21 protein-coding genes are annotated in these 20,093 nt (G+C 63.4%); 6 read left to right on the top strand and 15 right to left on the bottom strand.

Annotated features, from left to right (window positions below; translation table 11 throughout):
• Positions 1-16: 16 nt before the first annotated feature.
• From AC0V2Y_RS13215 to coxB, 6 genes are read right to left on the bottom strand one after another with little or no spacing between them, the layout of a single operon-like run.
• The gene (locus AC0V2Y_RS13215) at positions 17-877 is read right to left on the bottom strand and encodes a cytochrome c oxidase subunit 3 (protein WP_475414682.1); all 861 of its coding nucleotides are present in this window, start codon (positions 875-877) and stop codon (positions 17-19) included.
• 41 nt (positions 878-918) lie between these two features.
• Entirely contained in the window at positions 919-1,125 is a 207-nt protein-coding gene (locus AC0V2Y_RS13210; RefSeq protein WP_077399736.1) for a DUF2970 domain-containing protein, read from the bottom strand.
• Between the two features lie 9 nt (positions 1,126-1,134).
• Positions 1,135-1,707 (bottom strand): cytochrome c oxidase assembly protein, encoded by a 573-nt coding sequence (locus AC0V2Y_RS13205; RefSeq protein WP_099409817.1) that lies wholly within the window; start codon positions 1,705-1,707, stop codon positions 1,135-1,137.
• Positions 1,704-1,811, bottom strand: coding sequence for a cytochrome oxidase small assembly protein (locus tag AC0V2Y_RS13200; protein ID WP_216354567.1), 108 nt, complete (start codon positions 1,809-1,811; stop codon positions 1,704-1,706). Before AC0V2Y_RS13200 ends, AC0V2Y_RS13205 begins: the two co-directional genes overlap by 4 nt.
• A 51-nt stretch (positions 1,812-1,862) precedes the next feature.
• Positions 1,863-3,461, bottom strand: a complete 1,599-nt coding sequence (ctaD, locus tag AC0V2Y_RS13195) for a cytochrome c oxidase subunit I (RefSeq protein WP_034749009.1) — start codon at positions 3,459-3,461, stop codon at positions 1,863-1,865.
• Positions 3,462-3,474: 13 nt separating this feature from the next.
• Positions 3,475-4,683 (bottom strand): cytochrome c oxidase subunit II, encoded by a 1,209-nt coding sequence (gene coxB / locus AC0V2Y_RS13190; protein ID WP_475414681.1) that lies wholly within the window; start codon positions 4,681-4,683, stop codon positions 3,475-3,477.
• Between the two features lie 78 nt (positions 4,684-4,761).
• Here coxB and AC0V2Y_RS13185 point away from each other — a divergent pair, with 78 nt between their 5' ends.
• Positions 4,762-4,989, top strand: a complete 228-nt coding sequence (locus AC0V2Y_RS13185; protein WP_475414680.1) for a hypothetical protein — start codon at positions 4,762-4,764, stop codon at positions 4,987-4,989.
• 158 nt (positions 4,990-5,147) lie between these two features.
• Here AC0V2Y_RS13185 and AC0V2Y_RS13180 read toward each other — a convergent pair whose 3' ends face one another.
• Positions 5,148-6,044, bottom strand: coding sequence for a methyltransferase domain-containing protein (locus tag AC0V2Y_RS13180; protein WP_475414679.1), 897 nt, complete (start codon positions 6,042-6,044; stop codon positions 5,148-5,150).
• 84 nt (positions 6,045-6,128) lie between these two features.
• Here AC0V2Y_RS13180 and AC0V2Y_RS13175 point away from each other — a divergent pair, with 84 nt between their 5' ends.
• Positions 6,129-6,896 (top strand): phosphoribosyltransferase family protein, encoded by a 768-nt coding sequence (locus tag AC0V2Y_RS13175; protein ID WP_475414678.1) that lies wholly within the window; start codon positions 6,129-6,131, stop codon positions 6,894-6,896.
• A gap of 39 nt (positions 6,897-6,935) precedes the next feature.
• Entirely contained in the window at positions 6,936-7,406 is a 471-nt protein-coding gene (gene trmL / locus AC0V2Y_RS13170; protein ID WP_475414677.1) for a tRNA (uridine(34)/cytosine(34)/5-carboxymethylaminomethyluridine(34)-2'-O)-methyltransferase TrmL, read from the top strand.
• A 113-nt stretch (positions 7,407-7,519) separates the two neighbouring features.
• Here the strand turns inward: trmL and AC0V2Y_RS13165 are convergent, their stop codons facing one another.
• The 8 genes from AC0V2Y_RS13165 to AC0V2Y_RS13130 form a co-directional block, all read right to left on the bottom strand.
• The gene (locus tag AC0V2Y_RS13165; protein WP_475414676.1) at positions 7,520-8,269 is read right to left on the bottom strand and encodes a hypothetical protein; all 750 of its coding nucleotides are present in this window, start codon (positions 8,267-8,269) and stop codon (positions 7,520-7,522) included.
• A 17-nt stretch (positions 8,270-8,286) separates the two neighbouring features.
• A complete protein-coding gene (locus AC0V2Y_RS13160) occupies positions 8,287-9,231 on the bottom strand; it encodes a hypothetical protein (protein ID WP_475414675.1) in 945 nt (314 codons plus the stop codon).
• Positions 9,232-9,563: 332 nt separating this feature from the next.
• Positions 9,564-13,265, bottom strand: coding sequence for a tubulin-like doman-containing protein (locus AC0V2Y_RS13155; RefSeq protein ID WP_475414674.1), 3,702 nt, complete (start codon positions 13,263-13,265; stop codon positions 9,564-9,566).
• Positions 13,266-13,295: 30 nt separating this feature from the next.
• Positions 13,296-13,733, bottom strand: coding sequence for a hypothetical protein (locus AC0V2Y_RS13150; RefSeq protein WP_475414673.1), 438 nt, complete (start codon positions 13,731-13,733; stop codon positions 13,296-13,298).
• Between the two features lie 44 nt (positions 13,734-13,777).
• Positions 13,778-15,247 carry a hypothetical protein gene (locus AC0V2Y_RS13145; protein WP_475414672.1) on the bottom strand — a complete coding sequence of 490 codons (1,470 nt, stop codon included), beginning with the start codon at positions 15,245-15,247 and terminating at the stop codon, positions 13,778-13,780.
• On the bottom strand, positions 15,244-16,677 hold the full coding sequence (locus tag AC0V2Y_RS13140) for a hypothetical protein (protein WP_475414671.1): 1,434 nt from the start codon (positions 16,675-16,677) through the stop codon (positions 15,244-15,246). The genes AC0V2Y_RS13145 and AC0V2Y_RS13140 overlap by 4 nt, the downstream gene beginning before the upstream one ends.
• 178 nt (positions 16,678-16,855) lie before the next feature.
• Complete coding sequence (gene rfaE2, locus AC0V2Y_RS13135; RefSeq protein ID WP_475414670.1) at positions 16,856-17,338, bottom strand: D-glycero-beta-D-manno-heptose 1-phosphate adenylyltransferase; 483 nt, start codon at positions 17,336-17,338, stop codon at positions 16,856-16,858.
• Positions 17,339-17,371: 33 nt separating this feature from the next.
• Positions 17,372-17,611, bottom strand: a complete 240-nt coding sequence (locus tag AC0V2Y_RS13130; RefSeq protein WP_326458229.1) for a DUF3717 domain-containing protein — start codon at positions 17,609-17,611, stop codon at positions 17,372-17,374.
• 134 nt (positions 17,612-17,745) lie between these two features.
• On the opposite strand from AC0V2Y_RS13130, the gene AC0V2Y_RS13125 reads away from it, so the two are divergent.
• The 3 genes from AC0V2Y_RS13125 (at position 17,746) to AC0V2Y_RS13115 (ending at position 20,062) form a co-directional block, all read left to right on the top strand.
• Positions 17,746-18,684, top strand: a complete 939-nt coding sequence (locus AC0V2Y_RS13125; protein WP_230541530.1) for a hydrogen peroxide-inducible genes activator — start codon at positions 17,746-17,748, stop codon at positions 18,682-18,684.
• A 58-nt stretch (positions 18,685-18,742) separates the two neighbouring features.
• Positions 18,743-19,597, top strand: a complete 855-nt coding sequence (ubiA, locus tag AC0V2Y_RS13120) for a 4-hydroxybenzoate octaprenyltransferase (RefSeq protein ID WP_475414669.1) — start codon at positions 18,743-18,745, stop codon at positions 19,595-19,597.
• Between the two features lie 108 nt (positions 19,598-19,705).
• Positions 19,706-20,062, top strand: coding sequence for an ElaB/YgaM/YqjD family protein (locus AC0V2Y_RS13115; RefSeq protein ID WP_436543883.1), 357 nt, complete (start codon positions 19,706-19,708; stop codon positions 20,060-20,062).
• Positions 20,063-20,093 lie beyond the last annotated feature (31 nt).

Below are 20,093 nucleotides of genomic sequence, written 5' to 3'. Positions count from 1 at the left end.
GCGCCCTGCCCCGCCATTATAACCAATACACGACCACGTACAGGCCCAGCCAGACGACGTCGACGAAGTGCCAGTACCAGGCGGCGCCTTCGAAGCCGAAGTGGTGCTCGGGCGTAAAGTGGCCTTTCAGCACGCGGTACAGGATGACGGACAGCATGATGGCGCCCAGGGTCACGTGGAAGCCATGGAAGCCCGTCAGCATGAAGAAGGTGGCGCCGTAGATGCCCGACGTCAATTTCAAGTTCAGCTCGCTGTAGGCGTGCACGTACTCATACACCTGGAAGCCCATGAAGATGGCGCCCAGCAAGATCGTGGCGAACAGGAACAGGGCCGTCATGCCGCGGTGGCCGGCGCGCAGCGCGTGGTGGGAAATCGTCAACGTGACACCCGACAGCAGCAGCAGGGCCGTATTGATGGTCGGAATCCAGAACGGCGTCATCGTGGTGAATTCCTGCACCGTGCCGGCCGGGCCCGTATTGCCCCAGTGGGCGGCGAAATCGGGCCAGATCACCTTGTGGTCGAGGTCGGCCAGCCAAGGCATGGAGATGCTGCGCGCATAGAACAGGGCGCCGAAGAAGGCGGCGAAGAACATGACTTCCGAAAAGATGAACCAGCTCATGCTCCAGCGGAAGGAGTGGTCGATGCGCTCGCTGTACAGGCCCTGCTCCGATTCGCTGATGGCGTCGCCGAACCAGAAATACAGCACCAGCAGGATGCCGGCCAGGCCCAGATAGTTGACGTAGGGCCCCCAGGAGACGTCGTTGACCCAGGCCGAGGCGCCAATCATGGTCAGCAGCAGGCTGGCGCCGCCCAGCATCGGCCAGCGCGACGGGCCGGGCACGAAATAATAGGGTACGGCGGCGTGGTTGGAACTCATCATCATCTCCTCAAAAACTTGTAGGGTGGTTTTTTTGTAATTTATAAAACGACGAATTTAACAATTGAAATCAGGATGCCGATCAGGCAAGCCACCACCAGGAAGCCGGCGATGACGATGTGCACGGGATTGAGCTTGGCCGAATCCGTGTCGAAATCGCTCTTGCGGCGCAGACCCGTGAATGACCACACGACGGCCCGCAGCGAATACAGGAACGACGCTTTTTCCGGTTTGGCGGATTCGCCCATGGCACTCTCCTATTGGACGGCCGGCGTCTGAGCCTGGCTCAGACCGGCAATCTCGAAAAACGTGTACGACAGGGTGATGGTCTTCACCTCTTTCGGCAGGGCCGGATCGAGGAAGAACACCACCGGCATCTGTCGCGCTTCCTTCGGTTTCAAGGTCTGCTGCTTGAAGCAGAAGCACTCGACCTTCTTGAAGTGCGGCGTGGCGCTCTGCGGCGCGTAGCTGGGGATGGCTTGCGCGTTGACGACGCGGTTTTGCGTATTGACCACTTCATACATGACGGTCACCAATTCGCCCGGATGCACCTGCATGCTCGACACGGTGGGGCGGAAACGCCAAGGCCCTTGCGCATTGCCGTCGAACTCGACGGTGATGCTGCGCGTCGTGTCGACCTGCGTATTGTTGTCGTAGGCCACCGTGCCATCCTTCTGCGTCAGCACGTTAATGCCCATCACTTCGCAAATCTGCTTGTAGACGGGAATCAGGGCATAGCCAAAGCCGAACATCAGCACGGCAATGACCAGCAGCTTGCCCAGCATCTTGCGGTTCAGGCCGCGTGTTTCCTGTTGGTGGGGCGTCGTCACGTCAGCCACAGCCGCTTGGCGAATACGGACAGGAAGAAGAAGGCCGCCAGGGCGGCCAAGATCAGCCCGGTACGCAGGTTGTTCGGTTTTTTACGTTCGGTCATGACAGGCACTTTATTCAAGACGGGCCGCGCAACACGCCGGCCCGGGATACCTTATTTCACGGTCGGCGGCGTTTCAAACGTGTGGAACGGCGCCGGGCTCGGCACGGTCCATTCCAGGCCTTCCGCGCCTTCCCATGGTTTCGCCGGCGCAGCCTTGCCGCCGCGAATGGTCGGCAAGACCACGAAGAACAGGAAGTACACCTGCATCAGGCCGAAACCGAAGCCGCCGATCGAGGCGATCATATTGAAGTCCGTGAACTGCGCCGGATAGTCGGCGTAGCGGCGCGGCATGCCGGCCAGGCCCAGGAAGTGCATCGGGAAGAAGGTCACGTTGAACGTGATCAGGGACAGCCAGAAGTGGATCTTGCCGCGCGTCTCGTTGTACATATGGCCCGTCCATTTCGGCGACCAGTAGTAGAAACCGGCGAACAGGGCGAACAGCGAACCGGCCACCAGCACGTAGTGGAAGTGCGCCACCACATAATAGGTATCCTGCAGCTGGATGTCGATCGGCGTGACGGCCAGGATCAGGCCCGTGAAGCCGCCCATGGTAAACACGAAGATGAAGCCCACCGAGAACAACATCGGCGTTTCGAACGTCATCGAGCCCTTCCACATCGTGGCGATCCAGTTGAACACTTTCACGCCCGTCGGCACGGCGATCAGCATGGTCGCGTACATGAAGAACAGCTGGCTGGTCACCGGCATGCCGGTAGTAAACATGTGGTGCGCCCAGACGATGAAGGACAGAATCGCGATCGACGCCGTGGCGTAGACCATCGAAGCGTAGCCGAACAAAGGTTTACGGGCAAACGCGGGCAGGATCTGCGAGACGATGCCGAAAGCCGGCAAGATCATGATGTAGACCTCGGGATGGCCGAAGAACCAGAAGATGTGCTGGTACATGACGGGATCGCCGCCGCCTGCCGCGTTAAAGAAGGACGTGCCGAAATGGCGGTCCGTCAGGGTCATGGTAATCGCGCCAGCCAGCACCGGCATGACGGCGATCAAGAGATACGCGGTAATCAGCCAGGTCCAGCAGAACATCGGCATTTTCATCAGGGTCATGCCAGGGGCGCGCATGTTCAGGATGGTGACGATGATGTTGATCGAACCCATGATGGAGGAGGCGCCCATCAGGTGCATGGCGAAAATCGCCATGTCCATGCCGGGGCCCATTTGCGTCGACAGCGGCGCGTACAGGGTCCAGCCGGCAGCCGTGGCGCCACCGGGCACGAGGAAGGACGTGGCCAGCAGCAGCGCGGCCGGCGGCAGCAGCCAGAACGAGAAGTTGTTCATGCGGGCAAACGCCATGTCGGACGCGCCCACTTGCAGCGGGATCATCCAGTTGGCATAGCCGACGAAGGCCGGCATGATGGCGCCAAATACCATCACCAGGCCGTGCATGGTGGTCAGTTGATTAAAAAATTCAGGGTGGAAAAATTGCAAGCCTGGATGAAACAGTTCCGTACGGATCATCAGGGCCAGCACGCCGCCCGACAGCAGCATGATGAACGAGAACCACAGGTACAAGGTACCGATATCCTTGTGGTTGGTGGCAAACAGCCAGCGGCGGTAGCCGGTCGGGTGGTCGTGGGCATGGTCGTGATCGTGACCGGCGTGGTCCAAGGTGCTCGTGCTAGTACTCATATGCGGCTCCTAATTACTTGCGTGCAGCCACGACTTCGGCTGGTTGAACGATGTTCTCTGCGGCCTTGTTCGACCAGGAATTGCGCGTGTAAGTGATCACTGCGGCAATTTCCGTGTCGGACAGCTGTTTCCATGCCGGCATTTCAGCGGGATACTTGCCGCTCTTTTGCCCGTTCAGCAAGACGTGGATCTGATCGGCTTTCGGGCCGTTCACCACGGCCGAGCCGTCCAGCGGCGCAAACGCCCCCGGTACGCCCTTGCCCGTCGCCTGGTGGCAGACCACGCAGTTGGCCGCATACACTTTCTCGCCCTTGACCTTCAATTCGTCGATGGTCCACACCTTGCTTGGATCATCAGCCAATGCCGCCATTTCCTTTTGTTTTACATCAACCCAGGCCTTGTAGTCGTCGGCGGAGACGACCTTGACGACGATGGGCATGAACGCGTGTTCCTTGCCGCACAGCTCGGCGCAATTGCCGCGGAAGGTGCCGATATGGTCGGCCTTGAACCAGGTGTCGCGCACGAAGCCGGGAATCGCATCTTGCTTGACGCCAAAGGCGGGCACGGACCAGGCGTGGATGACGTCGTTGGCCGTCAGCACCACGCGGATCTTCTTGTTGACCGGCACGACGACTTCATTGTCGACTTCGATCAGGTAGTTTTCGCCCCGTTTTTCCGTCGGCGGCGCGCCCGGCGCACCCACTTGCGAGCGCGGCGTGGCCAGGTTGGAGAGGAAGGAAATGCCTTCGCCCTCGCCTTTCAGGTAGTCATAGCCCCATTTCCACTGCATGCCGGTGGCCTTGATGGTGATGTCGGCGTTCGAGGTGTCCTTCATGCCGACCACGGTGCGCGTGGCAGGCAGGGCCATGCCGATGACGATCAGGAAAGGCACGACGGTCCAGGCGATCTCGACGGTGGTGCTTTCGTGGAAGGTGGCCGGCTTGTGGCCCAGGGACTTGCGGTGCTTGAAGATGGAATAGAACATGACGCCGAACACGGCCACGAAGATCACCAGGCAGATGATCATCATCAGGGTGTGCAAATCGTAGATTTCATGGGCGATCTGTGTCGCCGGCGGTTGCAGATTCATTTCGAACGGCACGGGACCGCCGGTGCCGGGATAGGTGCCGGCAGCCGGTGCCGCCGTGGCCCATCGCCCGATGCCAAACGCTGTCAAAGACAGCCCGAGCAGCAACGATTGAAGTCGCTTTGCATGTGTCATGTTTTCCCCAACCACCCAAAAATAATGATATTTTAAACGGCTGCGGATTTCTCCGTACTGGACCGCTGCCGCTCCTCCATGAAAGCAACACGGCCAAAACATGGCCATGTGCGTCAAGCACCAGCGAATTCCATGCTGGCTGCCGCAGCAAAAACGGCGGCGCGCAACCATGCTGGAACCCTGTTTTTCTTCCCCACCTGGAAATGGCCTCGTGTGGAAGATGGTTACTATACTAATGCAGTAACTTCGAATAAGTCTCGCTTTGTTTTTTTTATTTTGTATGCAGCCCTTGTTTTTTGTACTTAACAAGCTGACAAACAATCAACGATTATAATCAAGTAAACTTGAATCCATCAAGCAATAATCGGCTTTGTGCACGCCCTTCTCCCGGCCGCCGCGCGCTTTGCAACGCCAAGCTGCCACATCGCGCGCGAATGCGACCAAGTGTCGGTTTCTTTGCCCTTTTATTGAGGCTTGCGCGGCAGATCGAAGCGGATGATCGCTTCGCCATTGCGCGTCACGCGCGGCGCAGGACGGAAGGCGTGGCCATAGATGACCTCGAAACTCAGGCCCAGCTTGCCGTCGGGGCGGCGCATCTTTTCCAGCGCGGCCAGCATGCGCTGCCAGGCCGCCTTGCCCATCAGGCCGCGCCGGCGCGTGGTCAGCGGGTTGCCGCCGAAGGCGCGCACGTCCGCCAGCAGTTTTTCCGCCGTATCGTAGGTGACGGTGATGATTTCCATGTCCAGCACGGGCGTGGAAAAGCCCGTCTCGACCAGCATGTCGCCAAAGTCGTGCATGTCGACAAAAGGCAAGGCGTGCGGGTATAAATCCGCCTCGGCAAACGCGTCGCGCACTTCGCGGAAGGTGTCGGGGCCGAAGCAGGAAAACATCAGCAAGCCATCGAGGCGCAGCGCGCGCCGCCATTCGGCGAATACGCGGTCAGGCTGGGCATGCCAGTGCAGCGCCAGATTCGACCACACGAGGTCGATGCTGCCCTGCGCCAGCGGCAGGTCGCCCAGGTCGCCGCACAACAAATCCACGCCCGCCTTGGCCGGCAACAACTTGCTGAGGAACTGGTTCAGGCTGGCCAGTTTCGACGCGGGCGCGCGCGCCGCCTGCATCATCGCTTGCGCTGCATCGAGACCGATAATCTGCGCGGCGGGATAATCCTTTTGCAACTGCGCCAGGTCCGCGCCCGGACCGCAGCCGGCGTCAAGCACGCGATGCGGCGTGATTTTCACCAGCTCCAGGCGCTCGTGCATGCGTGCCGACACTTCGCGGCGCAGGAAATCCGACGGCGCGACGCGCGCGGGACGGGAAAAGAAATCGCGTACTTGCACCGCATCGATGGGCGCACTCATTTTGGGTGGATTGGCGGGAACTGGCATGTTGAAACCGGTGAGGTGAGATAATGTCGGCAGTGTACATGGAACGACGCCATCGCGATGCGGACCGGCACCCCGCCCCGCCTTGAGGCCGCCTGGCTGGCGCTGCGACTGTGGCTGGGCGCCACGCTGCTGCCGGCCCAGTGCGCGCTGTGCGGCATCGGCGGCCCGCAAGTGCTGTGTTCGCCCTGCCGCGCGCAATATCTGGGGCAAGGACGCGGGCAACTGCGCCACCGCTGCCGCCAGTGCGCCAATCCGCTCGCGGACATCGACGTGGCCACGCTGTGCGGGCGCTGTTTGCGCCAGCGGCCCGCGTATGACGCCACCGTCACGGCGTTCGACTATGCGGCGCCCGTCGACCAGTTGCTGCTGCAGCTGAAATTCGGCGCGCGCCTGGCGCTGGCGCCCCCGTTGGCCGAACTGCTGCATGTTGCCATTCAGCAACAATCAGCATGGGAGGCGCCGCAACTGCTGTGCCCGATACCCTTGGGCCCGGTCCGGCTGGCCGAGCGGGGTTTTAATCAGGCGCTGGAAATCGCGCGCCCGCTGGCGCGCCTGCTGGACGTGCCTTTGCAGCCCCGGCTGGCGCTGCGGGTGCGCGAAACGCGGGCGCAAAGCGGCGTGGCGCCGCAGGAACGGCAAGCCAACCTGGCGCACGCGTTCGCCATCGCGCCGGACCATGCGCCGTTATTGCCAGGATGCCATGTGGGCATCGTCGACGACGTAATGAGCAGCGGCCATACCGTCAACGCCCTGGCCGCCGCCTGCAAGCGCGCGGGGGCGGCCAGGGTCAGCATCCTGGTGGTGGCGCGCACGCCGCCGCATTAAATTCGCTGCATATATTAGAGATAGACCAAGGAGAGCATTTTGTTTCACGTTGTTTTGGTAGAACCTGAAATCCCGCCCAATACGGGCAACGTCATCCGCCTGTGCGCGAACACGGGCGCGCAGCTGCACCTGGTCGAACCGCTGGGCTTTCCCCTCGACGATGCCAAGATGAAGCGCGCCGGCCTCGATTACCACGATTACGCCAAGATGAAGGTGCACAAGAATTGGGCGGCGTTCCTGGCCGATACCCAGCCCGATCCGACCCGCATGTTCGCCATGACCACGCGCGGCTCGCGCCCGTTCGGCGACGTGGCCTTCCTGCCGGGCGACGTGTTCGTGTTCGGCTCGGAAACGAAAGGCCTCGATCCGGCCCTGCGCGACGGCTTTCCTGCCGAACAACGCATCCGTCTGCCGATGCGCCCCGACAACCGCAGTTTGAATTTATCGAATACGGTGGCCGTCGTCGTCTACGAGGCGTGGCGCCAGCATGGATACCAGGGCGGCGCGTAGGTCGGATTAGGCCCAAGAGGCCGTAATCCGACAACATTGTTGGCGTTAGTGGTGTTGTCGGCTTACGCGGGGCCTTACCCCGCTAATCCGACCTACGCGTTTGCATACGGCAATCAGCGCAGCGCCAGCTGCGCGTCAACGCCCGTATCCGCATCCAGCATCACCAACTGCGTGCGCAGGTCGCGCGTGGCGGCCAGCTTGCCGTTCACGTACAGATTCGTCTTGACGCCGTACACGCCTTGCGACACGCCGGCCGGCAAAGTCAGCTCGAACGAGTTCTCGAAGCGCCCGCCCGATTTGTTGTTGCTGGCCAAGGCTTTCGAGCCGGACTTGAAGGGCTGGCCTTGCGGGTCGAGCACTACCAGCTCTTCGCGCACGTCGTTGACGCTTTGCGCGCTGCCATTGACCAGCTCCACCACGGAGTTGACCTTGAACGGCTGGCCGCGCTTGACGGTCGACGCGCTCAGCTGCGGCGTGTACGACACCACTTGCGGCTCGCGCGGCAAGGCGCCGCGCGTGCGGATGTAGTCGCGGTCCGCCTGCGCCGCCGTCTTGGTCTGGCGCGAATTGACATTGATGGCCAGGCAACCGGCCGCCGCCAGGCCGCCGCCGATGGCCGCGCCCTTCAGCGCGCCATTCTTGCCGCCCGCCAGCGCTCCCAGCAGTGCGCCCACGGCCGCGCCGGCAGCGGCCGACGTGCCCACGCTGCACGGGTCCTCATCCGTGGCCGCCTGGGCGCCGCCTTGCGGATAGGAACTGTCCTGGCGCACGCCGTTCGGGTTCATAGTCGCCGTGGTGCAGCCGGCCAGCATGGCCGCGACGGTCAGCGCGGCGGCCGCGCGCAAGGTGGTGTGATTCAGCATGGTGACTCCCCAGATGGCTAATTGATCGTTGTTTCCGTCTGCAGCACTTGCCGTTCGCGCTCGCGGATGCGGCGCGACAGGTTGTCGATGCGCGCATTGCCCGGATCGACGCGGCGCGCGCTTTCCAGATAGGTCTTGGCCGCATCGAACTTGCCTTCCAGCAAAGAACGCTCGGCATCGCGCAGGAACGATTGCGCCATCTCGTTGCGCATGGCCGCGCCGCTATCGACGGGCGACGTTTCCAGAGGACGGCGTTCGGCCGCCGCTGGACGTTCGACCACGCGCGCGGGCGCCGGTTCCTGCTGTGCCGGCATTGCTGCCGGCGCCGGGGCCGGTGACGGGGCAGAAACGGGCGCCGGCATCGACAGCGCCTGCACGTCGGACTTCAGCTGCGGCAATTCCACCGCTTCGCGGTCGATCGCTTCCAGCCTGGCGATGCCATTGCGCGCTGCCGTCGCATCCTTGCCATCGAGCGCCTGGCGCACGCCGACCAGCACGGACGCGGCTGCCGCCTGCTGGCGCGCCAGCTGCTTGCGCAAGGAATCCACGCTGGCAGCGCCCGCGCAATCGATGTCGAGCCCGGCAATGCCCCTGGCGGCGCTTTGCAATTGATGGCCGTCAATATTGCGCTCGATGGCGCGCACGCCGCGCTGGCAACTGCCCGATGCGGCGCCGGCCTTGCCGATCGCCGCCTGCAGATCATCGGCCTTGGCGCTGGACTTGCCCGTGCACACATTTTTCGCCGTCGCCAGCTTCTGGCGGGCGCCGTCCAGGCTGCCATTCGCCACCAGTTTCAAGCCGCTGTCGATGGCGTCGTTGCACGCCGATTCGCTCTTGCCGCCCGGCTTGCCATTCATGTAGACGATGACGGCCGCCAGCGCGACGGCGCCGCCCAGCCAGCGCAGCCACTTGCGCGGCGGCGGCGGGACTGTCGGTGCAGGCGCCGGTGGAGGCACAGGCACGGGCTTCGGCGCAGCTGGCGGCGGCACCGGGACCGGAGCCGGTGCCGGCTTGGGCGGCGCTTTCGGCGCAGGCGCGGGTGTCACCGGCTGGGGCGGCGGCTTGGGCGCCACAGGCGGCGATACTGGCACAGGCGGCGGCACAGGCGCTGGTACAGGCGCTGGCACGGGCAGCGGCGGCGGCACGGCTGCGGCTGCGGCTGGCTTGGCTGCGCCAGCCTGCGCCTGACCGCAGTACGGGCAATGGCTGACAACGGTCCACAGGCCCGTCTTGCATTTGTTACAGATATCCAAAACTAATCCTTCATTCCAACGTCATTCCAGCACTCCAGCACTCAACCCAAGGGCGGCGGCATCAACGGTGGCGGCGCGCTGAGGAACAAGGGTGCCAGCTCGGGGAACTGGGCCAGTTCGGCCCAGGCCGGCAAGCCGGCGCGCCACACCTTGGTGGTGCCGGGTACGACCTGCCCTGCCTGCACGTACTGCACGATCTGCTGGGCCGTGAACGGTCCCTGCTGCTGGCCGTTTATGCCCAGGAAATACTGGTATTCCACCAGGGGCGGCGGCATGCCGCCCAGCGGTGGCGGCGCCATGCCGAAGGCCGGCGCCACGCCAGCGGCCGGCGCGCTGGCCGGGCGCAGCAATTGCTCGAGCCGCCCCGCTTCCAGCATTTCGCCCTTGATCGCGTATTTCAGGCGCGGCTGGCCGTCCGCTTCCGGCTCGCGCACTTCCCAGTCGTAGGCGTCGCCGTCGGAGTCGCCGATGACGTTCGCCCACTCCTTCAGGCGTCCCAGCAGGGCTTGCACCGTGCGGTCGAGCTCATCGCTGGCCATGCCCTTGCGGCGCGCCGACTCGCGCAGGCGCGCGCCCACTTCGGCGGAAATGGCGCTGCCAAAGCCGACGTACGGCAGTTGCGAGCCATCGGCCTGCGCCACCAGCTTGGGCGCATACACGGTGCGTTCATAGTATTTTGCCAGCGCCGCCAGGGCCGCCGTCTGCACGGCGTCAAGCGCCGTCAATTTTTCCTCGATGCGCAGCGCGATATTTTTCTCGTACGAGGCAGGCATGCCGTTCTGGCGGATGGCCCGTTCGTTGCCGATGCGGCGCAGGTCGCCCGGTTCCACGGCGAACTGGTACTGGCCCGGCGGCACGACGCGGCCCGTGTGGCGCGTCAGCACGCCCAGCATGATGGCTTGCAGGAACTCGCCGAAATCCTCGGCCAGGCGTTTCATTTCATCCGTGTTCGGCGCGATCGGGTGCGTGAATTGCGTCGGATCGATATGCGTGTGGGTCGGCGCCTTGTCGTTGTCGCCTTCCTTGCGGTAGCTGGTGCGCCAGCCTTCCAGGCCCCGCAGCACCGTCATCGGCACGCCGGCCAGCTCGCAATAGCAGACGGCGCGCCCGCGGATGCCCGTCTCGACGATTTCCAGCTGGCTCACCGTGATGCCCACCTGGGTCGGCACGCACGATTCGAGCTCGGCCCCGAACTTCGCCTTGAAGGCGGCCGCGTTGGCCACGCCGATCACGCACTTGAACTGGTCCGACACGACCGTGAAATCGCCCGCCATATTGGCGTCGATCCACGGCATGGAGCAGGCCAGCAGCTTGCGGAAGCGGTCCAGGCGTTCGGACACGTCCATCTGTTCCAATGCTTCGAACAGGGGGTCGGGCGTGCTCGTCGCCCCTTCCGCCAGGCCCGCCGTGGCGATCATGTTCTCCGCCATGCGCGTGACCTTGGCCAGGATCAAACCGCGTTGCGCCGGTTCGCCCAGCATGGGGAACAGGGCTTTCGAGCCGCCCATGTCCTTGAACGCTTCATCGGCCCACTGGCGCAAGGTGGCCGCCGTGGGCAGCGCAATGTCTTTTTCCGTGACGGGAATGACGATCAGGGTCGCGTGTTCCTTGTCCAGGTCCTTTTGCAGGATGGTATTGGCCGTTTTGAGTTCCGCCAGCATGGCCAGCACGCCTTCGCGGCCCGTTTGCAACTCGCCCACCAGGCCATTCCACTGCGCGCGGCCCTGCGCATCGACGCCGATCCGGTTGCCCAGCCAGCGCGACAGTTCGCCCAGCAGGATGACGGACTCGTCCGCCGCCTTGGCCCGCAGATGGAATTTCAGCGCGTTCGCCATTTCCGTGCGCAGATGGTCCATCACCACGCCCGCCTGCTTTTCACCATTGCTGAGGAAGCCGAAGGTGCTGCGCGTCTGCTCCAGGTTGTTCAGCAGGCGCTCATATTCACGCGAGCGCACGGCTTCCTTGATTTCGCGGTAGCGCTCGGCATTCGCGCCGATCTGCGCCGTCAGGCCGCTGCCCGGCGCCTCGATGCGGTCCTTGATCTGTTCCACCAGCGACAACACGTATTCCAGGCCGCCGAATTCCTTATTATCCAGATAGCCGTACAGCTGGTCGCGCACGACTTTCTTGACGTCGTCGAGCACTTCGCGGCGGCGCTTGCTGATGCGGTCTTCCGTCGTGTCGGCCGTGGAATCCTGGTCGCGCACGGCATCGCGTTCCAGGTGTTTCATGGCGTCGCGCACCTGCGCCGGCCATTCGCTGCGGTCAAAGCCCGTGCGGATATCGTTGATGCGCGTGTTGACCCGGTTTTCCACGCCGGCCAGCAAGTGGCCGTGGCGGTCTTCCAGCAATTCGTCGACGACGCGGAAATCGATGAAGTCGCCACTGGAGCGCTTCAGTTCGATGCTCTTGTCGGAAAACTCGGGGAAATCGCTGAACGGCGTTCCCTTCAGGAACATATTTGCAGCCAGGAAATTATCACGCTGCGTATCCGTGGCGCGGTTGGCGCCCGCATCCGTGCCGCCCACGCCGAAGAACGCTTGCAGCATGGCGCCGGCCCAGCGGTGGGCCCGCTCGTCGCGCGCCGCTTCCTGGCGTGTATCGAGCACGGCCATGCCGAACGAGGAAAAGCGCTTCGAGAAATACAAACGCATGTCGCCGAAACGGTCTTGCGGCACGGGCGCGTTGTACAGCGAATTCTTGTGCTGCGCCTGGTTGACGGCGATCGAGCGCTTGGCGCGGGCGAAGTCGGCCGAGGCGAAATCCTCGAACAGCGAATCGGCCACCATGTGGTAGACGTCGCTGACATCCTTGGTGTGCTGCTGGGCAAGGTTGCCCGAATCGATCAGGTACACCTCGCTGTACGGCTCGCGCGTCAGTTCCGGACGGTCGTAGGCATCCCAGCGGCCCACATAGCCCTTGTTGCCCATCATGGCCGATTCCAGCTCCATCAGCGCCGCATAGCCGTTGGCCTCGACCCGGTCCTTGTTGGCCTTGGTGTAGCCGGTCGGCAAGAACAGCATCAGTTCCACGTCGGCCGCGCCCACCTCGCTGCGCGCCAGCCAGCGCGCCAGCAAGCCCATGTCGAGGAAGGAACCGGACCCCGTGCCGCCGGCCACGGAACCGACGATGACGATGCGGAAACGGTTCGTTTCCATGCGCAAACCCAGTTCGGCCAGCTGGCGCTCGTGCGACAGGCCCGCCTTCAAGGCTTTCAGTTTCAAGCGGATCTTGTCGCGGATCTTCGCGTATTTGTCGAAGAAATACAGGCGCGACACGGCGCGGATCTGCCCGGCGCCGCTGCTCATGTCGAAACGCAATTCGCGGATGCGCTGCGGCGTCAGCGGCAGCCACTCCTTGATGTGCGGATATTTTTCCAGGGAATCTTCATCGCGGCTGTACTTGTCCATGTCGAACGATTCGACCACCTTGTCATCGTCCGTGAACTTCACCTGGTCGAACTGCAAGTCCTTCGCCTGCGACTCGCCGCTCTCGATCACGGCGCCATTGTCGAGGTCGAAATGGATGAATTGCGCGATGGGAAAGTCGGCCAAGCCCTCGATGCGCGTGCGGTTGCCAGCGCCGCCCCACAGGGTGTTGAGGATGCGCCGGCGCACGCGCATCAGCACCTGCATGCCGGTGCCGCCGATGCCGATGAACAGGGTCGGGCGCAGTTCGATGATCTTATCCTGCTTGCGCTCGCTGGCGCCGCCGGTGATGGTTTGGTTCAGGTTCTCTGCCATGGTGATTCCTTGGACGAAACGTGTTGCCGCTTAGCGGCGGCTGGAGGTGAACGTCAACAGCAACGCTACCAGGCCCACCAGCACCAGCGGTCCCATGAACAGTGGCGCGAGGAATTTATGCGCGTTCACGGCCGCCAGCACGACGCCCGTCGCCAGGCTGGCCAGGAAGATGAACAGCCACCAGCCCGAGGCATTGGCCTTGTTCGGCGGCACGCGCTTGGCCACCAGGCCATTCGCATAGGCATTCTTGGCAAAGAAAAAGGCGACGAACAGCAGCAACAGCACGACGCCGCCGATCAGGGTGTCGCGCGACGAGGTGTCGGTGGTGGCGGCGGCGTCAAACGCGGGCGCAGCTTCGGTCGTTGCGGTGGTGGACGCTGGTGCGCCCGGCGCATCGGCGGCCGGCGGCGCGGAGGCCGGGGCCGGCAAAGTGAAACCTGTGTTGTCTTTGGGAGTGTCTTGCGCCATGGTATGCCTCTGATGGGTTTGAATAGTTTAAAAAGAAATACTTGTCAGGCCAGGCTCAGGGTATGGCCTTCGGCCACGCGCACGACGGCCGGCTTGCCCAGGCCACGCTTGAGTTCGCCAATGTCGCGGCCCTCATCGTCGCGGATCTGCACGCTTTTGAATGGTTTTAACAACACTTGCCGCTGCACGCCGTCGGCCATCACCTTGTAGCGCGTGGCGCGCGTGCCAAGCAAACCCAGCGCCAGCAAGCCCAGCACGAACGCCAGCACGCCGCCGAGGATCACCAGCACGGGCAGCAGCGGATACTGGATGCGCACCAGCAGCGGGATCGTCGCCTGCGACGCGCGCACGCTGTCGGGCGGCGTGAACATGCCAGAGATCGGATCGCCGGGAAACAGTTCCTGCAAATCCTTGCCGAAACTGGACGCCAGCGCCAGCCGCTGTTCCGACAGGCCCACCTGCGCCTGCATCGGCAGCATCACCTGCTTGCCCATGGCGGCGATCGCCTGCGCCGACCACGGCGACGGGATCTGCGCCATCGGCAACGCGAACTGTACCTGCACGGACTGGCTGGCGCCCGGCTGCAGCTGGCGGATTTGATCTGGCGCAACGTGCAGCGGCGCGTTCTGGCCCGCCAGGCTGGCGTGCACCTTGGCGCTGTCGATCACGTACGGGAAAAACATGTTTTGCAGGGACGCCTGCAGCACCACTTGCGGCACCAGGTTCGCCGCATCGACGTCGAGCACGATGGTGCGCCCGTCGCGGCCCAGGCTGGCGTGCACGTTGGCGCTGTTCTTGACGGATTGGGGCACGATGCGCACGGCATCCTGGTCCACCGGTTTCAATCGCGCGGGCGGACGCGTCAGCACTTGCGACAGCCGCCCTTCGGCCAGGATACGGTTCAAGGCCTCGGATGCGGGCTGGCCATACGCGAGCGCATACACCATCAAGCCCTTGGCGCTGTACAGCTTGCCCTGTACGGGCATGCGCAGCGGAAACACCACCGTCTTGGTGATCGACGGTTCCAGGTGCAGCAGGCGGTAAAAGTCGCGGTTGCGCTCGGCCGTCTGGCTGTCGTTGTTCGGGCTGTTCTTGTTATTCGTAAAAATCCACACGATGCCGGACGCGGACTGGAACGGGCCCGTGATGGTTTTTGTCACGGCTTCCTGGAAATCCGTGTCGGCCAGCGCACCGCCGGCGCCCTTGCGCGCCAGGCCGAGACTGGCCAGCTGGCCCGCCACGCCGGCGCCGCCCTGCCCTTGCCCCAGCAGCGACGGCGACACGTGCGCGCCGCTGCTCTGGCTGAAGGCCAGGGTGTACACTTTATCGGACGGGTTTGTAGCGGCCTGCGCCACCGCGCCCACCAGGGCTTTCAGCTGGGAATGCTCATCCGTGTAAAACGGCTCCATCCAGCCCGAATTTTGCACGAGGAACGCTTGCTGGATGCCGGCCGCGTGCGCAGCGGCAGCGCTGAAAAACGCGGCGCAAGCCACGGTCAGTAAGCGCGCCTTCATGCCTGCAAGGCCCAGCCATCGATACGCGACAGCCGCGGGTGGTAAGCCCACAGCGTACCTTCATGCACAAACAGGCGCACGCGCCACGGTTCGCTGACGGCAAAGGTATGAAACACGTTTTCGCGCAATTCGTCGTCCTGCACCAGCTGTGCCGCCAGGCGATCGCTCGAGCGCAGCACGCTCGACAGGCCGGCGCTGGTGGCAAACTTCACGCCGAAGACGCTGTTGCCGGCATTCGATTCCAGCAGCGGCATGACGGCCTGGTTCTTGCCGCCATCGTCGCCGTGTTCCGGCTCCTCCCACGGCGCCGTTTTCAACTTGGCGGCGAAGCGGTAATTGAAGCTGCCCGAGCACAGGCGCGGCGCCAGCGCGTCGGCCCGTTCGGACTGCGCGCCCAGTTTCACGTAGACATAGGTGCCGCGGCTGCGCTCGAAGCACAACTGCCACAGGCCGCCGTCGCGCGACACGTACGGGCTGCCGAACTCGAAATGCGGCACCAGCCCTTCTGGCCAGGGGGTGAACGAAGCGGCCACGTTGCCGTCCGGCTGCAATTGCAGCCGGAGCTGGCCGTTGGCGCAGGGCCACACGGCCATGCGGTTGTAGGCGACGGGCGCGCTGACGGCGCCCAGGTCAAACAGGCCGTCGAGCAGCACGTCGCTGCCCGGCTTTTGTTGCGCATCAAGGTTGACGAAGCGGATGCGGCCATCGTCGTCGCGCAGCGGCGCCCACAAACGGCTCTGGAACCAGACGGGCGCGGCCGCGCACGGCGCGCCGCCCACGTGCTCGACCACATAGGTCAGCGACGGCACGTCGGGACGGATGCAGGCCAGGCCATGGCTGGTCGGCAATACCAGCACGCTATTGAACTCCGGCACCAGCTCGGCGCGCCAGGCGCCGTGGGCCAGGTCCGATTCGGCCAGCAAGCTGCCATAGTCGGGGTCCAGCGCCAGCCAGCGCTTCGAGGCGGGCAGCCAGGCGTGCAAGACGGCCTTGCGCGGGTCGAGCGCCAGCAGCGCGGGCGCGCTGGTGCCGAACTGGGCGGAAAAGAATTCGTATTCGCCAGGCGGCGGCATGGGCAGCGAGACGTCGGCCTGCGCATGCTCTTCGCGCGCGCGCTGGTCCGCCAGTTTCAGGGGCGCGCTGGCCTGGCGCAAGCCGGCCGGGCCGGTTGGCGGCACGTCGCTGACGGGAGATGCGCCGTAGGGCGGCACCCAGGGCGGCGTGGCGGACGTAGCGGGCGGCACTTGCAAGGCCGCGCCCGAGGCGGGGTCGAACGCAAATTCGGGCGGAAACTGCCGCACGGGCGCACCGGCCGCTGCGGGCAGGCGCCGCGCATGCATCAGCTTGCCGATATCGGCCTGGCTCACCAAGGGCGAGACATTCTGGCCGTCCGCGCTGCGCTGCATGCTCCACGCGCCCTCGTCATCCACGTGCCAGACGCCGGAGGGCAGTGGCCAATCCCCAGAAGTTTTATGATCCATTTATTTTCTATGACTAGCAATGCATATCAGACTGTGTAACGTGCTGGGGCTGACGCAACGAGGTCGCAACCCTGGCAGTTCTCATAGTAACGTCTTTTTATCTGTATGGAAACATTGACGGCGCTCTTCAGCCCTGCTGCGTGCGCACTTTCGTCAACAGCTTGGTGGTCGAGCGGTCGTGCGCGAAATCGATGGCCACGGCCTGGCCGCCATACGCCAGCACGGCGCGCCCTTCGGGGATGGCCGCCATGTCGTAGTCGCCGCCCTTGGCATAGATGTCCGGTTCGACCTCCTGCACCACTTCCAGGGCGCTGTCTTCCGAGAACGGCACGACCAGGCTCACCGCCTCCAGCGCGGCCAGCACGGCCATGCGGTCTTCGCAGCTGTTCAGGGGACGGTCGTCGCCCTTGCCCAGACGTTTCACTGATGCATCAGTATTCACGGCAACGATCAGCGAGGCGCCCAGCGCGCGCGCCTGCGCCAAATACGTCACGTGGCCGCGGTGCAAAATGTCGAACACGCCGTTCGTCACCACCACCGGTTTCGGCAGGGCCGCGGCGCGGGCGCGCAATTCGTCACGGCCGCACAGTTTGTTTTCAAATTCAGGCATGGATATCTCTTGTTGGGTTAAATACGGTCACGCTCAGGCGTGGCTATCGCCTTGGATGCCGCCGGCATCGCGGCGCCAGGCATCGATCAAGGCCACAATAGCCGGTTCCAGGCCCTCTTCGGCGATGCGATCTTGCCGGTAATAAATCATCAGCGCATACACGCCGGCCAGGCGGCTGACGGGTGGCGACAGCGCATATTCATTGCCGCGCGCCGGTTGCCTGGCACGCCAATAATTGATCGCCGCTTCCAGCGACTGTATGTGCACATCCATCGCCCTCTCCCTCCGCCGCCCGCTCCCGCATTATAGGGGGCGATCCGCTACAATACGCCATCGGCGCCACAGTTTCACGTTTGCGCCACCTTTCATTCATTGCAAGTAAGTACTTCCTGTGTTTCAATCAACCTATGACACTGACTGAACTGAAATATATCGTCGCAGTCGCGCGAGCGAAGCACTTCGGCCACGCCGCCGAAGCCTGTTTCGTTGCCCAGCCCACCCTGTCAGTGGCCATCAAGAAACTCGAAGACGAATTGGGCGTGGTCCTGTTCGAACGGGGCGGCGCGGAAATCTCCGTCACGCCCCTGGGCGCGCAGATCATCGCGCAAGCCGAGCGCGTGCTGGAACAGACGGCCGCCATCAAGGAACTCGCCAAGCAGAACAAGGACCCGCTGGCCGGCCCCCTGCGTCTGGGCGTGATCTATACGATCGGCCCCTACCTGCTGCCGCCGCTGGTCAAGGCCATGATAGACCAGGTACCGCAGATGCCCTTGATTTTGCAGGAAAACTTCACGGTTCGCCTGCTCGAATTGCTGCGCCAGGGCGAACTGGACGTGGCCATCATGGCGCTGCCCCTGCCCGATCACGGCATGGCCATGCAGGAGCTGTATGACGAACCGTTCGTCGTGGCCATGCCGCGCCAGCATCCGTGGACGGCGCGTGAAAAAATCGCCGCGCAGGATTTGAAATCGGAAACCATGCTGCTGCTGGGCAATGGCCACTGCTTCCGCGACCAGGTGCTGGAAGTATGCCCCGAAATGGCGCGCTTTTCCTCGCCCGGCAACGGCATGCAGCGCACGTTTGAAGGTTCCTCACTGGAAACCATCCGCCACATGGTGGCCAGCGGCATCGGCCTGACGGTCTTGCCGCGCGCCTCCGTCGCGAATATGCACGCCACCGACGGCATGCTCGAATACCGGCCCTTCGCCGCCCCCGTGCCGTCGCGCCGGGTGGTGATGCTGTGGCGCAAGAGTTTTACGCGCAAGGCGGCCATCGACGCCCTGTGCGCGGCCATCGCCAGCTGCAACTTGCCTGGCATCACCCCCTTGTGCGAAGACGACGAATAGTACATTTACATACTATTTGCGATAATCGACCTTTCTCTTCAACAAGATCGAGTCTTCCATGAACAAGCTGGCGCTGTATTTCCGCCTGATACGGCTGGACAAGCCTATCGGTACCGTATTGCTGCTGTGGCCTACCCTGTGCGCGCTGTGGCTGGCGCAGCAAGGGGTGCCGGACTGGCGGCTGCTGCTCATCTTCACTCTCGGCACCTTCCTGATGCGCTCGGCGGGCTGCGCCATCAACGACTACGCCGACCAGGATATCGACAAATTCGTCAAACGCACGGCGGACCGTCCCATCACCAGCGGACGCATCAGCGGCAAGGAAGCGCTGGCCGTGGCCGGCGTACTGACCGTGCTGGCCTTTTGCCTGATCCTGCCCCTGAATGCGCTGACCAAACAACTGTCCGTGGCCGCCGTCATCATCGCCGGCACCTATCCCTACTTCAAGCGCTTCTTTGCGATTCCGCAAGCGTATCTGGGCATCGCCTTCGGCTTCGGCATTCCCATGGGCTTTGCCGCCATCACGGATTCCGTGCCCGTCGTCGCCTGGCTGCTGCTGCTGGGGAATGTCTTCTGGGCCGTGGCCTACGATACGGAATACGCGATGGTCGACCGCGACGACGATCTGAAGATCGGCATCAAGACCTCGGCCATCACCTTTGGCCGCTACGACGTGGCCATCGTCATGTTCTGCTATGCCGTCTTCCTGCTGCTGTGGCTGGCATGCGGCTGGTACCTGGGCTTGCGTTACTGGTTCGTCGCGGGCTTGCTGGCGGCGGCCGGCTGCGCCGCTTATCACTACACCCTGATCCGCGCACGCGAGCGTATGCCGTGTTTTGCGGCATTCCGGCATAATAACTGGCTAGGAGCAGCGGTGTTTGCGGGCGTGGTGCTGGACTTTGCTTTCCGTTAAGCAATGATCCTTGCGCTGCGGCAGCCCTTGAGGCGGCGCAAGACAGGCCTGGCCGCAGCTGCCTACACTGGTATTTCACTGTGCAGTTTCACTTCCATGAGGTAATACATGAGCTCGATACATACCGGAAAATCCAGCAGCGACAACATCCTCGCCGACGCCGACAAGGCCCGCGACAAACTGGTCGGCGACCTGAAAACCGTCATCAATGAAGCGGAAGGCTGGCTCGATGGCGCCAAGGATCAGACGGGCGAGAATGTCAAAGCCGTCAAGGACAAGTTCATCGCCACCCTGGAAACGGCCAAGAAAGACTTGATCAAGCTGGAAGAAGACTTGCTCGAACGTACCAAGAAGGCAGCCAAGGCCACCGACGAATACGTGCAGGACAATCCATGGAAAGCCGTGGGCGCGGGCGCCGTCGTCGGCGTGCTGTTCGGCCTGCTTCTCTCCTCGTCACGCCGCTAAGTAATCCTCGGGAAATTAGTGTGAATTTATG

The organism is Janthinobacterium sp. BHSEK, assembly GCF_056174685.1.
This window is presented reverse-complemented; position numbering and strand designations above follow the sequence as displayed.